At 60.6% G+C, this 16,256-nt stretch carries 9 protein-coding genes; 2 read left to right on the forward strand and 7 right to left on the reverse strand.

What is annotated here, in order from left to right; all coding sequences use genetic code 11:
- Positions 1–301: 301 nt before the first annotated feature.
- Positions 302–1,222, forward strand: coding sequence for a methionyl-tRNA formyltransferase (gene fmt / locus DW029_RS04940; protein ID WP_118345445.1), 921 nt, complete (start codon positions 302–304; stop codon positions 1,220–1,222).
- Complete coding sequence (locus tag DW029_RS04945) at positions 1,219–2,625, forward strand: RsmB/NOP family class I SAM-dependent RNA methyltransferase (RefSeq protein ID WP_233543802.1); 1,407 nt, start codon at positions 1,219–1,221, stop codon at positions 2,623–2,625. Before fmt ends, DW029_RS04945 begins: the two co-directional genes overlap by 4 nt.
- Positions 2,626–2,766: 141 nt before the next feature.
- On the opposite strand, the gene DW029_RS04950 is transcribed toward DW029_RS04945, so the two are convergent.
- The 7 genes from DW029_RS04950 to glgB form a co-directional block, all read right to left on the reverse strand.
- The gene (locus tag DW029_RS04950) at positions 2,767–3,003 is read right to left on the reverse strand and encodes an FmdB family zinc ribbon protein (protein ID WP_117735090.1); all 237 of its coding nucleotides are present in this window, start codon (positions 3,001–3,003) and stop codon (positions 2,767–2,769) included.
- 87 nt (positions 3,004–3,090) lie between these two features.
- Positions 3,091–6,387: a 4-alpha-glucanotransferase gene (locus tag DW029_RS04955; RefSeq protein ID WP_118345446.1), complete on the reverse strand. Its 3,297-nt coding sequence runs from the start codon at positions 6,385–6,387 to the stop codon at positions 3,091–3,093.
- Between the two features lie 217 nt (positions 6,388–6,604).
- Positions 6,605–8,821, reverse strand: a complete 2,217-nt coding sequence (glgA, locus tag DW029_RS04960) for a glycogen synthase GlgA (RefSeq protein WP_199582547.1) — start codon at positions 8,819–8,821, stop codon at positions 6,605–6,607.
- Between the two features lie 90 nt (positions 8,822–8,911).
- A complete protein-coding gene (gene glgD, locus DW029_RS04965) occupies positions 8,912–10,039 on the reverse strand; it encodes a glucose-1-phosphate adenylyltransferase subunit GlgD (RefSeq protein WP_117735092.1) in 1,128 nt (375 codons plus the stop codon).
- 4 nt (positions 10,040–10,043) lie between these two features.
- Positions 10,044–11,192 (reverse strand): glucose-1-phosphate adenylyltransferase, encoded by a 1,149-nt coding sequence (locus DW029_RS04970; protein ID WP_117799260.1) that lies wholly within the window; start codon positions 11,190–11,192, stop codon positions 10,044–10,046.
- 105 nt (positions 11,193–11,297) lie between these two features.
- Positions 11,298–13,724 carry a glycogen/starch/alpha-glucan phosphorylase gene (locus DW029_RS04975; protein WP_118345447.1) on the reverse strand — a complete coding sequence of 809 codons (2,427 nt, stop codon included), beginning with the start codon at positions 13,722–13,724 and terminating at the stop codon, positions 11,298–11,300.
- A gap of 94 nt (positions 13,725–13,818) precedes the next feature.
- Positions 13,819–16,092 carry a 1,4-alpha-glucan branching protein GlgB gene (gene glgB / locus DW029_RS04980; protein ID WP_118345448.1) on the reverse strand — a complete coding sequence of 758 codons (2,274 nt, stop codon included), beginning with the start codon at positions 16,090–16,092 and terminating at the stop codon, positions 13,819–13,821.
- Positions 16,093–16,256 lie beyond the last annotated feature (164 nt).

Raw genomic sequence — 16,256 nt, forward strand, 5'->3', positions numbered from 1 at the left:
CCCGCCTATATCATCCCGTGCTCACACATTCTCGCTGCGCTGCGAAACTGCGCGCGGGACGATATAGGCGGGCGCCCCGGGGACTACGTTGACGCTGCTTGACTCGCCCGGGTGCCGTCGGGCCAGGGAAGGGCGTCTTCGCTGATAGGTGCTTTGTTGGGAGGGCTGCTTTTATGCGGCTCTTTCTTTGTTTTTGGGTATATTTGTCTTTGTTGAACTGTTCTTGCGGCTGGGTGCGCTTGCGACCTGGAACGCTTTTTTGTAGCCGTCTCGGCTCGTTATTGAGAGGAGACAAACTTATATGCGTATTGTGTTTATGGGTACGCCTGATTTTGCTGTGCCTTCTTTGACTTCGCTTGTTGAGGCTGGGAATGAGATTGCACTTGTTGTTACTCGTCCTGATGCTGTTCGTGGGCGTGGTAAGAAGCTGGAGCCGTCTCCTGTTAAGGCTTGCTCGCTTGAGCTGGGGTTGCCTGTTGTTGAAGCTAATCGTATGACGCCTGAGGTTGTTGAGGCGCTCCGGGCTGCCCAGGCTGACATTTTCTGTGTGGCTGCCTATGGCTGCATTTTGCCCGATGAGGTGCTGCATATGGCGCCGCTCGGTATTGTGAATGTTCATGCGTCCCTGCTGCCTCGTTGGCGTGGGGCTGCTCCTATTCAGCGTGCGATTCTCGCTGGTGATGAGATTGCTGGCGTTTCTATCATGCGCATTGGGCATGGCGTGGATACCGGCGCTTATTGCGCCCAGGCGTCTACGTCAGTCGCCGGTAAGCATGCCGAGGCTTTGACCATGGAGCTTGCTGAGCTTGGCGGCAAGTTGCTTGCCGATACGCTTCCCTCGCTTGCCGATGGTTCGGCTGTTTGGACTGAGCAGGATGAGGCGCTCGTCACTCATGCTGCCAAGATTTCTAAGCAGGAGATGCGCCTGGATCCGCACATGGCGGCGCTTGATTGCGTGCGCCATGTGCTGGCTTCGTCCGATACCGCGCCTGCTCGTTGCGTGATTGCCGGTAAGACCGTGCGCGTGCTCGATGCTGCGCCGGCTGATGTGTCGCTTGGAGAGGGCGCCGTTGACGTTAAGAACAAGCGTGTTTACCTTGGTCTTTCCGATGGCACGGTTGAGTTGCTCGAAGTTAAGCCCGATGGCAAGCGTGCTATGGCCGCTTCTGCTTGGGCTGCTGGCCTGCAGGGTGCCGATCTTATCTGGGGTGTTTTGTCGTGAGCAAGCTGTCTCCTGCGCGCAAGCTTTCACTCGATGTGCTAATGGAAGCTGACCGCCGCGGCATGTATGCGCGTGACGTGCTGTCCTCTCGCGCATCGGCCAAGGCTATTGACCAGCGCGATTCCGCTTTTGCTGCCCGCTTGGCGCTGGGCGTTGCTGCCACGCAGGGCATTTTGGATGAGCTGCTCGACCAGTTTCTCGATAAGCCCAAAAAGGTTGCACCGCGTGTTCGCATGGCGCTTCGTATCTCGGTCTTCGAGATGCTCTATCTGCATACGCCTGGCCGCGTTGCCGTAAGTCAGGGTGTTGAGCTGGTTCGCTGCGGTGCTAAGTCCGCCGCTGGCTTGGCCAATGCCGTGCTGCACAAGGTTGCGGACAATGTTGAGGACTTTGCTACTGCGTCCGATGTGGATGAGTCTGAGCGTCGCTTGGTCCGTCTGTCGCGCCTGATGGGTCTGCCGCGTTGGCTGTGCGCTCGCATTATGGCGTCGTTTGACACGCCAGAGGGTGCGCTTAACTTTGCCGGCAATCTGGCCCCCGCGCCGCTGGCCCTGCACGAGAATGCGTTTGCGACTAAGCCCGATCCGTATATCTCGCAGCTCGTTGCGCCTGTCTTCCCGGGCTGCCATGCTCCGGTCGATGCGCAGGTCACGGTTGCGTCGGGCGTGTTTGAGCGCGCTGCGGCCGTGGCCTCGGATCTCAATGCCCAGCTTATCGCGACCGCGGCGACCCGTCCTGGGCGTTGCCTTGAGATTGGCGCCGGCCGTGGCACCAAGACCTATGTGATGATGTGCCAGGCCAAGCGTGCGGGCTATGAGCGTCAGCATACGGCGCTCGATCTGCATGATCGCAAGTGCGATCTGAATCTCGCTCGCCTGCATAAGGCCGGTATTCAGGGCGTTCGTACGGTTTCGGGCGATGCTTGCGAGCTTGATGAGGTGCTCACATCGTTTGATGCCATGCTTGGCGAGCCGGTAAAGTTCGACACGGTCTTTATCGATGCACCGTGCTCGGGCACCGGCACCATGCGCCGTCATCCCGAGATCCCATGGCGCCTAACTGAGAATGACGTTACGACCGAGTTGCCCAAGCTGCAGCTGGCAATGCTCAAGGAAGCAGCCGTGCGCGTGGCTGCCGGCGGTGAACTCATCTATGCGACGTGCTCGGTCTTCGACGAGGAGAACACGCAGGTCGTGGACGCGTTCCTTGCTTCTCCCAAGGGTGCCGGCTTTACCATGGCACCGCTTTCCGGGGCACAGATTCTGCAACTGCCCGATTTCGAGCAGGCCAAGAAGCTCGTTTCTGTACGCCAAAACGATCGAGGCCTCTTCCAAAGCGTGCCGGTAAACGCCGACTCCTACGACGGCCACTTCTGCGCCCGCCTGGTCCGCCAAAGTAGCTAATTTGGGACGGGGCTATTTTAGCTACCCAGACCGTATTGGCGCAAAGGCGTTGACATTACGAAAAAGGGCGGCCTGCGACTGGTGTAGTCGCAGGCCGCCCTCGTTTGTGTTTATGTTGGCGTGTGGTTGGTTGCTCGGCTGTTAGTGGTTGTGCGGGCAATTGGCGCAGCAGCCGCTGGTGGCGCTGGTGCTTGAGCCGCCGCTTCGCTGGTCGGTGTTGTAGAAACCGCTGCCCTCAAATTTAATGCCGTTGGCCGAGAACGTCTTGGCCGCCGGGGCGCCGCAGCTCGGGCAAACGACCTCGGGAGTCTCGGACATGGGATGCTCAACCTCAAACACGTTGCCGCAGCTCGAGCACTTGTAATCGTAGCGCGCCATAATACTTCCTTTTCAGCACAAAGCGGGCAGATTACTCTGCCCGCAAAAATTCAAACGTCTGTACTGTACCCTATATCGGGCGTTTTATCACGCCTCGCCCCAGAATCTATGGGTGTCGCGCAGGAGCTGCGCAGTTTTGTTCTCGGCGGCCGCAACGTCGGCCTCTTCAGCCTGCCAGGTCCAGTTGCCCGTGGCCACGCCCGGAACGTTCATGCGCGCATCGTCGCCCAGTCCCAGGACATCCTGCAGCGGCATCATCACGAGGGGAGCGTCGCTTGCCAGCGCGTCGCCCATCAGCTTGGCCGCCACCTCAACACCGCTCGGTCCATCGCCGCCCGCAAAGGAACGCGTGCACCATCCGGCCAACGTCGACGTATCGTGCGTCGAGGTGTACAGGATCTTGCCAGGCGTGGGGTGCACGCCGCAACGGACGTCGTAGTCGCTAAACTCCAGCACATCCATGCCGGGGAAGCCGCAGGTCAAAGCCATGGCGCGAACGCCAGGCGTCAGATAGCCCAAGTCCTCAGCGATAAAGTTGAGCGGACCCAGCTCGTCGTAGGCGGTCTGGAACAGGTCTTTGCCCGGTCCCGCCAGCCAGCGACCGTCGGCGCAGGCCTTGCCCGCAGGAATGCTAAAGTAGCTGTGGAATCCCAGGAAGTGATCCAGACGCACGCGGTCGTAGAGCGAGAACGCGCGACGCAGGCGATCCATCCACCAGTTATAGCCGTTCTGCTTCATGTGGTCCCATTGGAACGTCGGGTTGCCCCACACCTGGCCCTCGGGTGCAAAGTTGTCGGGCGGCGCACCGGAAATCTCAATCGCCTTGCCGGTATCGGACAGCCAGAAGTTCTCGGGCTCGCTCCACGCATCGGCCGAATCGTCCGAGACATACATAGGAATGTCGCCGATGACCTCGATACCCTTCTTGTGCGCATAGTTCATAAGCTCGCACCAGGCCAGGTCAAAGCGGTACTGCATGTACGCCTGCAGCTCGGCCTCGTCGTGGAAACGCTTGTCGTCGATCAGATGCTCGTTGTAGCGCGCGACATCTGCCGGCCAATCGTGGCGCGACTCGCCCTCAAAGTACTTCTTAACGGCCATGTAAACGCAGTACTTCTCGAGCCAGTCGGCGTTGCGATGTTTAAACGCCGTGTACAGCGGGTCGGCATCCTCACCGCCGCGAGCCTTCCAGGTAACAAATTCGGCGGCCAGCTCCTCGTGGCTTTCGGGCAGCAGATCGATATTGCCCGCAAAGGCCGAGGGACCGGCGTAAGGGGATCGGAAGAAATCCGTCGGGTTGACAGGCAGGACCTGCCAGTAGCGCATGCCCATTGCGGCCAGATGGTCGATAAAGCGACGCGTGGGAGCGCCGATCGTACCGGGCTTGCCATCGTCGGTGGGCACCGAGGTGATATGGCACACGACACCCGCGCCGTGATCAAGCGGCTCTTGTAGACGTTGCTCGGCGTGGTGATAGATGATCGACGACCCCAGCGGATACAGATCGAGTGTGACGGTACCGTTGTGGATTTCGCACTCGTGGCCGCTGATCACGTCGCTTGCGCATTCGCCGAGCGCCGGAATTGTCACACGGTGCGAATTGCGCAGGCTGCGGTTGATGATAACCGTTGCGGCCTCACCGTCTTTACCGGTGCGCGTATAGGCGAGCACCTCGTCGTTGAGCGCGAAGGCCTTGATCTCGCCGTCAACCATAAACGGCAGGGCGCGGCGTACGGCCGAGGCGTTTTTAAAGATAGCGAGTGTATCGAAGTCGTGCAGGTCTTCCTTCATGGGCAGCGTGCGGCGATTGCCCGGGTCGGTCAGGCCCTCAAGGCCGTACTCGTCGCCATAGTAAATCGAAGGCACGCCGGGGAACGTCATCTGCATGAGCGTTGCAAGCCAAAAACGGCTCTTGGCTAGGCCCATCGAGTTCTCGTCTAGGCGCCACTTGCTGCGCTCGCACTCGGGTAGCTGCGACTCGTCGGGGCCGCCGCCGAGCACCGAGATGATACGTGGACGGTCGTGGCTCGACAGCAGGTTGAGCGCGCAGGACAGGGCCTCGCGCGGATAATTCTCGCGCAGGGTTTCGATATCCTCGGCTGCCTGGTAGGCGTTCTTGTAGCCCATCAAAAAGCCGATGACCATGTCGCGGAAGGGATAATCCATAGCCGAGTCAAGCTCGGATCCTTGCAGGTAACGACGCAAATGGCCATAGCTGATCTTGTTGGAGGCGTCTTCCCAGACCTCGCCGAGTAGCAGCGCGTCGGGCTTCTCGGCGAGCACGGCCTTTTTGATCTCGGCCAGGAAGTCGTCGGAAAGCTCGTCGGCCACGTCCAGACGCCAGCCATGGGCGCCAGCGCGCAGCCACTTACGAATGACGCCGTCCTTGCCCAGAAGCTTTTCACGGACAAGCTCGGAACTCTCGTTGATGGCGGGCATGTTGCCCACGCCCCACCAGCAGTCGTACGAACCGTCCTCGTGGAAGTAAAACGCATCGCGCCACGGCGAGTCCTCGCTCTGCCACGCACCGACGCCGGGATAGTTGCCGTAGCGGTTAAAGTAGATCGAATCATCGCCCGTGTGGTTGAACACACCGTCCAGAATGATGGAAATGCCGAGCTTTTCGGCCGCCTCGCACAGCTCCGTAAAGTCCTGCTCGGTGCCCAGGATCGGGTCGATCTTGGTGTAATCGGCCGTGTCGTAGCGGTGGTTGCTCGCGGCCTCAAAGATGGGGTTGAGGTAGATGGCCGTAAAGCCCAGCTCGGCAATGCGGGCCAGGTCATTTTGGATACCCTTGAGCGAGCCGCCGTAAAAATCCCAGGTCTTGATGGAGCCGTCTTCGGCACGCTCGTACTCGGGCGGTTCGTTCCAGTCCTCGACCATGCGGCGCTGGATTCCGTTGCGAGGCTTTTCGACTTCGGTCAGCGTGCGCTCGCGCCAGTTTTCGTCGCGTGCATAGCGGTCGGGGAAGATCTGGTAAACCATGCCACGCTCGTACCACTCGGGACGAACTTCGCGGTGCTTGTAGACGGTAATCTGGAACGACGGGACCTCGGCGTAGTCGTAGGTTACGCCCTCGCCACCGGTGCGACCCTGCGGTGCGCCCAAACGGACCTCGGGCTGGCCCTCGATATTGCAGATAAAGCTGTACCAGATAAGACAGGGCTCGGTGCACTCAAGCTCTACGGTAAATATGCCGTCGCCCTCGTGCGTCATGGGATACCGAGACTCACCGATTTCATCGACCCAGGTGCGCAGGGTGAGCGTTGCCTGGTTGGGGTCGGCATCCTCCAAAATTACCGACAGCGAAACGGAAGTTCCAGTGGTCACAGCGCCAAACGGAGTGCGAAACTGCGGCAGACGGCTGTTGTGTATCAATCTCATAGTACGGTCCAGTTCAATAGAATCACGGCCTGCGGGCCATGGGCTTTACGCACAGGATGTAAGTATATCTGTTGTACACAGGGTGTATAAACAACATCCGTTTATCATCGGCGAACGGTTGTCCTAGAAAATCGTTTTACCACTTTCTACAGAGAAGGGGCGCCCGGTTGGAGCGCCCCTTGCTTAGGGTTTGATGAGGTTTTGGATCGTCTGTGGGCTAGCGGCGCTTTCGGGCAGCCGTGGCCTTGCGGACGGACGTCTTCTTGGACGGGGCCTTTTCCTCTGCCGGAGCGGCGGGGGAGACCGGGGTCTCCTTGGCAGGCTCGGGCTTAGCCTCTGCCTTCGGGGCAGCCTTGGTCTTAGCCTTGACCTCGGCGGCCTTCGGTGTCGGCTCGGGCTTTACCTCGGGCTTGGGCTCCTCTTTGACGGCGGCGGGCTTAGCCTCTGCCTTGGTAGCTGCGGCCTTAGTCGTGGTCTTTTTGGTCGTCGTCGTGCTGCGCTTGCGCGTGGTGGTCTTGGCAGCTGTTGCCTTCTTGGCGGTCGTGATCGTCTTCTTGGCAGCGGTCTTAGCCGGAGCCTTGGCGGCCGGTTTGGCCTCAACGGCGGGAGTCTCGGCCTTTACCTCGGGAGCAGCCTCGGCCTCGGCGGCCTTCTTGGCAGCGGCGGTCGTGCGCTTGCGCGTGGTCGTTCCCTTGGCAGCCGTCGTTTTAGACGCAGCAGCCTTGGTCGTCGTAGCCTTCTTGGCGGTCGTCTTACGGGTCGTGGTCTTCTTAGCTGCGGGCTTTGCAGCGGGCTTGACCTCGGCCTCTGCCTCAGAAGCAACCTCAGCCTTCACCTCAGGCTCGGCCTTTGCGGGCTCAGCTTCAACCGGCTTGACCTCGGCCTTGGGCTCGGGCTCGGCCACAACCTCGGGCTCGGCCACAACCTCGGGCTCAGCCGCAGCCTCCACAACAGCCGCCGGCCTCTCAATCTCCGGATGCATAAAGAAGTACAGGTCCAGATACTTGTCGGCCGAGCGCGTCCAGCTAAAGTCCTGGCTCATGGCCTGCGTGATCAGCTGGTTCCAAGCGTCGCGGTTATCCCAGAACAGGCGCGCTGCGCGGAAGACCGCGTCGCCCATCTCATCTCCGTTAAAGTTGCTAAACGAGAAGCCCGTGCCCTCGCCGGTAAACTCGTTGTACGGCTGCACGGTGTCCTTCAGGCCGCCGGTCTCGCGCACGATGGGCAGGGTGCCATAGCGCATGGCGATAATCTGCGACAGGCCACAGGGCTCAAACTTCGAAGGCATCAGGAACATGTCGGCGGCGGCGTACATGCGCTGCGACAGCGCCGGATCAAACTCGATACGCGCGGCCATGGTGCCGGGGTACTTGTGCTGGAAGTAGCGCAGGCCGTCCTCGTAGTCGCGGTCGCCAGTGCCCAGCACGGCCACCTGAACGCCGCCGGCCAGAATGCGGTCGAGCGCGTACATGACCAGGTCCATGCCCTTTTGGCGCGTCAGGCGCGTGACCATCACCATGAGCGGGCGGTCGTCGCGCACCTCGAGCCCCAGCTCTTCCTGCAGCTTGGCCTTGCACACGGCCTTGCCGGTGCGGTCCTCCACGGTGTAGTTGGCGGCAATGCGCTTGTCAGTCGCCGGGTCAAAGCCCGCCACATCAATGCCATTCAGGATGCCCTGCAGCGCGTAGGAGCGCTCGCGCAGCACACCGTCCAGGCCCTCGCCAAACTCGGGCGTCTGGATCTCGGCCGCATAGGTGGGGCTCACCGTGGTAATGGCGTCGGCATAGCGCAGCGCGCCCAGCATGTAGTTGACGCTGCAGGCGTCGCAACGCAGCTGCGAGGCGGCGGCGGGAATATGCGCCACACCCAGGATGTCCTCCATCACGGTGTCGCTAAACTGGCCCTGGAACGCCACGTTGTGGATCGAGAACACGGTCTTGACGCGGTCGTACAGCGGCAAGCCCTGGTAGAACTCGCGCAAAAACACGGGCGCCAGTGCCGTCTGCCAGTCGTTGCAGTGCAGGATGTCGCACTCAAAGCCGACCGGCAGGTGCTGCAGGCTCTCGGTGATGGCCTTGGAGAAGAACGCAAAGCGCTCGCCGTCGTCAAAGAAGCCGTACGGATAGTCGCGCGCAAAGTAGCGCTCGTTGTCGATGAACATATAGGTGACGCCGTCGTGCTCGAGCTTCTCGAGTCCGCAGTACTCATTGCGCCAGCCCAGGCTTACGTAAAAGTCGGAGAAGTGCTCCATCTGCGCCTTGTACTCGTCCTTGATGGTGGCGTACTTGGGCACCATCACGATAACCTCGGCGCCGGCGCGCACGAGCGCCGCGGGCAGCGAGCCCGCCACGTCGCCCAGGCCACCGGTCTTAACAAACGGTGCGCACTCGGCCGAGGCAAACACGATCTGCATCTTTTTGCTGGAATATGCCATATTGTCTCCTATGTTGCAATTCGAGAATAGCCGCCTGGCGCTAACCGGGCGGCTATTCTACATGTTACGAGCGATGTTGCGGTGCCAACGTTAACGTACGATGGTGGTGTCGGAAGTTAACGGAGCCTTGCCCAGCACCAGGATGTTCTCGGGCGTGCCGCGAAGCTCGGTGTTGGTGGGAACCACGTTGTTCTTGTCCAGAATGGCATTCTCGACGCGGGCGCCGCTCTTGATGATGCAGCTCTGGTTGATGATCGAGTTGGTGACCGATGCGCCCTCCTCGACCACGACGCCGCGAGACAGGATCGAGTTGCGCACGGTGCCCTTGATGATGCAGCCGGCCGAGATGATCGAGTTGCACGCGTGACTGCCGGTCGCATAACGCGAAGGCGGCACGTCGTGAGCCTTGGTCAGGATCGGGCGCTCGGGATCGAAGAGCTGATCGGCCACGGTCTGGTCGAGCAGGTCCATGCTGCGGCGATACAGCGACTTCTCGCTAAACACGCCCACGACCTCGCCCTTGTACTCGTAGCTGCACACGTCGATGTTGCCAAAGTCGCCCTGGAGTGCCTCGAGCAGGTCCAGATAGTCGGCGGCCTGGTAGTGGTCGATAATCTCGAGCAGCGTCTCGCGGTTGACGATGCAGCAGTCCATAGACGCGTTGTCGCCGTACACGACGCCGGCGCTCACGCCCGTCAGGCGGCCGTTTTCGTTAATCTCGAGCTTGGTCTCGTCATCAACGTTGCGCGTGGCCTTGCAGTACACAACGGTCATCTGGGCACCGGAGTTCTCGTGCGCCTCGATGATGGTGTTGAGGTCCATGTTAAAGATGATGTTGGTGCCCATCATCACAACATAGGGCTTGTCCGAGCGCTGGAACAGCGTCTTGTTGGAGATGATGTCGCGCAGCAGGAAGCGCATGCCGCCCTTGGTGGTGCCATACGCGTTGCCGGGCACCATGAACAGGCCGCCTTTCTTGCGGTCCAAGCCCCAGTCCTTGCCCGAACCCACGTGGTCGATCAGCGAGCGGTAGTTGCCCGGCATGACGACGCCGACGGTCTTAATGCCGGCATTCATCATATTGGACAGCGGAAAGTCGATCAGGCGGTAGCGGCCCAAAAACGGAACGGACGCGATGGGGCGGTCCTTGAGCAGCACGCTGCCGTAGGTCGAAGAGTAGTTAGCGGTGATATAACCGATGGCCTTGCGATTGATCATCGGATCATTCCCCCTTCCCGATAACGACGTCATTTCCAACGACGGCCGTATCCTTGGTGGTATCGACAGAGCCGAGCTTCACGCCCTCTTCGACCGTGGAGTTCTCGCCCAAAATAGCGCGGCAGATGTGCGCGCCGCTCTTAACGTGCGCACCCGGCAGCAGCACGGAGTCCTCGACCACGGCGCGCTCCTCGATGATGACATCGGTCGAAAGGATCGAGTGGCGAGCGGTGCCGTAGATCTTGCAGCCGTTGGAGACCAGGCAGTCGTCCAGGCGGCCGTCCGGGCCAATGTAGTGCGGCGGACGCGTGGTGATGTTGGACATGATGGGGAAGTTCTTGTCAAACAGATCGAACTCGGGGTTGTTGCCCAGCAGGTCCATCGAGGTCTCGTGGAAGCTGGCGATGGTGCCAACATCCTTCCAAAAGCCGTGAAACTCGTAGCTGTACAGGCGCTTATTCTCGCCGAGCAGCTTGGGGATGATGTCCTTGCCAAAGTCGTGGCTCGAGCGCTGGTCCAGAGCGTCCTCCTCGAGCGCAGCGATCAGCACGTCGGCCGAGAAGATGTAGATGCCCATGGACGCGAGGTTCGAATCGGGCTTCTCGGGCTTCTCGGTGAACTTGGTGATGCGGCCGTCCTCGGGGTCGGTGGTCAGGATGCCAAAGCGGCTGGCCTCCTCCCACGGCACGGGCATAACGCTCACCGTGAGGTCGGCGTTGTTCTCAATGTGCGTCTTGAGCATCTTGCGGTAGTCCATGCGATACAGGTGATCGCCCGAAAGAATCAGGACGTACTTGGGGTCGTTGGCCTTGATGTAGTCGAGGTTCTGCGTAATGGCGTCGGCCGTGCCCGCATACCAGGCGCCGCCGGTCTGCGTCTCGTACGGCGGCAGGATCGACACGCCGCCGTCGCGGCTGTCCAGATCCCACGCCTCGCCGGAACCCACGTAGGCATGCAGCAGGTAGGGGCGATACTGCGTCAGAACGCCCACCGTGTCGATGCCCGAGTTGGAGCAGTTGGAGAGCGAAAAGTCGATAATGCGGAACTTGCCACCAAAGCTAACCGCCGGCTTAGCGATCTTTTGGGTGAGCGCCCCCAATCGGCTGCCCTGTCCTCCTGCGAGGAGCATCGCGATGCATTCTTTCTTACTCATCGATCTCTCCTTCTGTCATCGATGTTCCTAAACCCATTAGCGACGGGCGCGGCGCTCGGTCGCGCCCGTCGAATAATGCCGTGCTGCAAAGGGAGCTCGCGCGCTTTATGCGTGCCAGATCTCGTCGCGGTACTCGCGAATGGTGCGGTCGCTCGAGAACCAACCCGAGGAGGCGGTGTTGAGCAGGGCCTTGCGGTTCCAGGTCTCCTGGTCGCCGTAGCTGCCGGTGAGCTTCTCCCATGCATCCACGTAGCTGCGGAAGTCCGCCATGACCAGGTCGGGGTCGTTGTTGTTCATGAGCTCGTTGTAGATGCTCTCGAAGTTGCCCGAAAGACCCGCAAAGGTGTTGTCCTTGAGCTCGTCCATCACGCGGCCCAGACGCTCGCGGTCGCCGTTGAGGGTGTCCCACGCAAAGTAGCTGTTGGATGCCCAGAGCTGCTCGACCTCGGGTGCGGTCAGGCCAAAGATGGCCTCATTCTCGCGACCGGCCAGGTCGGCGATCTCGATGTTGGCGCCGTCGAGGGTGCCCAGCGTAATGGCGCCGTTCATCATGAGCTTCATGTTGGACGTGCCCGAGGCCTCCTTGCCGGCCGTGGAAATCTGCTCCGAGATCTCGGCGGCGGGGTAGATGAGCTGGGCGTTGCTCACGCGGAAGTTGGGGATAAAGCAGACCTTCATGACCTCGTTGACGCGCGGGTCGTTGTTGATGACGTCAGCCACGGAGTTAATGAGGCGGATGGTCTCCTTGGCAAAGGTGTAGCTCGAGGCAGCCTTGCCGCTAAAGATGAAGGTCGTCGGCGTCACGTGGAAGTTGGGGTCGGCGATGCGACGGTTGTAGATGTCCATCACCTTCATGATGTTCATGAGCTGGCGCTTGTAGGCATGGAAGCGCTTAACCTGAACATCAAAGACGGTGTTGGGGTCAATAACCAGACCGGTCTCGGCCTTAACATAGGCGGCCAGACGCTCCTTGTTGGCGCGCTTGGAGGCACCCACGGCCTTCAAGAACTCGGTGTCGTCCTTAAACTCCTTGAGTTTCTCCAGCTCAAAGGCGTCCTTCAGCCAGCCATCGCCAATGGCTTCGGTCACGAGCTTGGCGTAGGTGGGGTTGGCCTCGGCAAAGAAGCGACGGTGCGAGATGCCGTTGGTCTTGTTGTTGAACTTCTCGGGCGTCAGGGCATAGAAGTCCTTGAGCACGATGTTCTTGATGATGTCGGAGTGGATCTTGGCCACGCCGTTGACGCTATGGCTGCAGATCACGGACAGGTTGGCCATGCGAATCTCGCCGTCCCACAGAATGGCGGTCTGGCGCAGACGCTCCTGCCAGCCCTCCTTCGTGGTGTCGAACGACTCGTGCCAACGACGGCTGATCTCGTCGATGATCTGGTACACGCGGGGGAGGAGCTTGGAGAACGTGCCGATGGGCCACTTCTCCAGAGCCTCGGGCAGGATGGTGTGGTTGGTGTAGCTCACGACCTGCGTCACGATGTTCCAAGCGTCATCCCACTCGAGCTTCTTCTCGTCGATGAGGATGCGCATGAGCTCGGGGCCGCACATGGCGGGGTGCGTGTCGTTGGTATGGATGGCAACAAACTGCGGCAATAGCTCCCAGTTCGCGCCGTGCTCCTTCTCAAAGGTGTCGAGCAGGCTGTAGATGCCGGCCGAAACAAACAGGTACTCCTGCTTCAGGCGCAGCAGACGGCCGTGCTCGCCGGCGTCGTTGGGGTAGAGGATGGCGCTGATGGCCTCGGCCTCGGCACGCTCGGCATCGGCCAGGGCATAGTCGCCGCGGTTGAAGGCCTCAAGATCGAAGTGCTCCTCGACCGGCTCGGCGGCCCAGACGCGCAGCTTGTTGACGGTCTCGCCGGCATAGCCCACCACGGGGATGTCATACGGAACGGCCAGGATGTCCTGCGTGTCCACCGTGCGGTAGAACGTGCGGCCGTCCTCCTCAAAGCCCTCAACGCGGCCACCAAACTTGATGGTCACGGCCTTATCCTGACGACGGACCTCCCAGGGATAGCCGTGGGTGAGCCACTCGTCGGTGGTCTCGACCTGGCTGCCGTTGACGATCTCCTGCTTAAACAGGCCGTAGCGGTAGCGCATGCCGTTGCCATAGCCGGCAATGCCCTCGGCTGCCATGGAATCCAAGAAGCACGCGGCCAGACGGCCCAGACCACCGTTGCCCAGCGCCGGATCGGGCTCTTGGTTCTCAATGACGGAAAGGTCGAAGCCCATGTCGTCGAGCGCCTCGGCGACCATGTCGCGCACGCCAAAGTTGAGCAGGTAGTTGTCGAGCAGGCGGCCGATCAAAAACTCAATCGAGAAGTAGTACACGCGCTTCTTGCCCTCGGCGGTGACGCGGGCGTCGCTCTTGGTGGCAACGGTGCGCGCCTTCTCGGCCACGAGCTTGGCCAGGGCGTTGAAGCGGTCCAGGTCGCTCGCGGCCTCGACGCTCTTGCCGCTGATGCTCATGACGGCATCGCGATAGAGCTCGGTAAACTCCTGCTTGTTGTCGAAGATCTTGTTCATACGTTCCTTTCCCCCGGGGATGTTTCTCCCGGAACGGTTATGACTTATATCCTACGCCCCTGTGGGGTGGGTAACTGCAGTGGTAACGACTTTGTTACGCATCCTTGCCAGATGCCTTAGCGGCGCCTGCCTTGGCCTTGGGAGCAGCCTTTTTGGCGGTTGCCTTCTTGGCCGTGGTCTTGGCGGCGGGCTTGACAGCAGCCTTAGTCTTGGTCGCGGTCGTAGCCTTGGCTTTAGCAGGAGCTTTCTTGGCGGCCGCGGGCTTGGGCTTTACCGAGGACGTGCGCTTCTTGGGCGCAGCCTTGGGCTCCTCGACCACCGGCGGCTTATAGCTGCTGGGACCGCGGCGCTTAAGCACCACGCCTGCCAGGCCGGGCACCTTAATCTCGATGGAGTCCATCTGCCCGTTCCAGGGATAGGGCTCGCTCGAGCAAGTGTAGGGCTCCTCGCCGGCATAGCCGCTGCCGCCAAACTCGGGACGGTCGGAATCGAAGATGACCTCCCAGTCACCCTCGCGCGGCACGCCCACACGGAAACTCTCGTAGCTCGCCGGGTCAAAGTTGATCAGGATCACCAGATCGTCGTCGATGTTCTCGCCCTGACGCACAAAGCTCACGATGGACTGCTTGGAGTTGTCCGCGTCGATCCAGGTAAAGCCGTCGTCGGTGTAGCCGCGCTCGTACAGGGCGGGCTCGGCGGTGTACAGGTGGTTGAGCGCCTTAATAAACGCCTGATGATGACGGTGAGTCTCGTACTCCTCGGTTAGGAACCACTGGATGGACTCGTAGTAGCGCCACTCAATAAACTGGCCGATCTCGTTGCCCATAAAGTTGAGCTTGGCGCCGGGGTGCGTCATCTGGTAGAAGGCCAGCGTGCGCAGGCCGGCAAACTGGCGCCACCAGTCGCCCGGCATGCGGCCGATCAGCGAGCACTTGCCGTGCACGACCTCGTCGTGGCTCAGCGGGCAGATAAAGTTCTCGGTAAAGGCGTACATGATGGAGAACGTGAGCAGCCCGTGGTTTCCGGGGCGCCACGGAAAATCGGTCTGCATGTAGTGCAGCGTGTCGTTCATCCAGCCCATGTCCCACTTGTAGTGGAAGCCCAGGCCGCCGTCCTGCGGCGGATAGGTTACGAGCGGCCACGCGGTGGACTCCTCGGCCATCATCATCACGTCGGGGAAGTGGGTCTCCACGGCGCAGTTGACCTGGCGGATAAACGCGCTGGCGTCCAGGTCCTCCTCGGTACCGTATTTGTTGAACTTCTTTTGGCCCGGATCGTCGATGCCAAAGTTGAGGTACAGCATGCTGGACACGCCGTCCATGCGAATGCCGTCCACGTGGAAGTTCTCGAGCCAGTACAGCACGTTAGAGACCAGGAAGGAGCGGACCTCGCCGCGGGCGAAATCGAACTTGTGCGTGCCCCAGTTGGGGTGAATCTCGTGCTCAAACAGCATGTGGCCGTTAAAGGTGGCCAGGCCGTGGGAGTCGGCGCAAAAACCGCCGGGCACCCAGTCCATGATCACGCCAATGCCCGCCTCGTGGCACGCATCAATAAAGTGCATGAGCTGCTGCGGGTTGCCGTAGCGCGACGTGGCGGCGTAGTAGCCGGTCGTCTGGTAGCCCCAGGAGCCATCGAAGGGATGCTCCATAAGCGGCATGACCTCGATATGCGTGTAGCCCATGTCGCGCACGTAGTCCACGAGCTCCACCGACAGGTCGTCGTAGGTGTAGAACTCGCCGCGCTGCGCGGGGAAGGGATCCATGGGACCGGGGTAGTTGCCGTACTCATCGGGCTCGCCCTGCGGCGCGTCACCGTGGCGCTTCCACGAGCCAATATGCACCTCGTAGATGTTCAGCGGCTTCGACATGTGGTTGTGGCCGGCGCGGCGCTTGAGCCATGCTGCGTCGTTCCACTTATAGCCGTCGAGGGCCCACAGCACGCTTGCCGTTCCCGGAGGGCACTCGGCCTTAAAAGCGTACGGATCGGCCTTGTAGAGCTTCTCGCCCTCGTTGGTCTCGATAAGGTATTTATAGAGCTGGCCCTGCTCGGCGCCAGGAATAAAGCCTTCCCAAATGGTGCTCGTATGCACGGGCACCAGCGGGTTGGCTTCCTCATCCCAGTCGTTAAATTCGCCAATGACATGGACACTCTTTACGTCGGGCGCCCAAACGCAAAAGCGCCAGCCGCGCGTACGGTTCTGCGTGTCGGGGTGCGCGCCCATCTTTTCCCAGCTGCGCTCCCACGTACCGATGCCAAACAGATAGACATCGTCCTTAGAGAGCTCCGGTGCGTGCGGGGCGGCTTTACGGGTAGCGGGCTTTTTGGCCGTTGGCTTTAGCTTTGTATCGCTCACGTTTGATCCCATCATGACACGGCAGCATGTTGCCTTGGTGACTAGATGCGAAAGGTCCAAGGCTGCACGAATCGAAGGGACGGCGATAGTTCTATGATTCATTCCACCTCGCGTGCTCGGTGGAACTTTCGGCACGAAATACGATAACACCTGTTCGTTACTTTTATGGAGAAAAGTGG

The organism is Collinsella sp. AF38-3AC (assembly GCF_003474365.1).
Classification (GTDB): Bacteria; Actinomycetota; Coriobacteriia; order Coriobacteriales; family Coriobacteriaceae; genus Collinsella.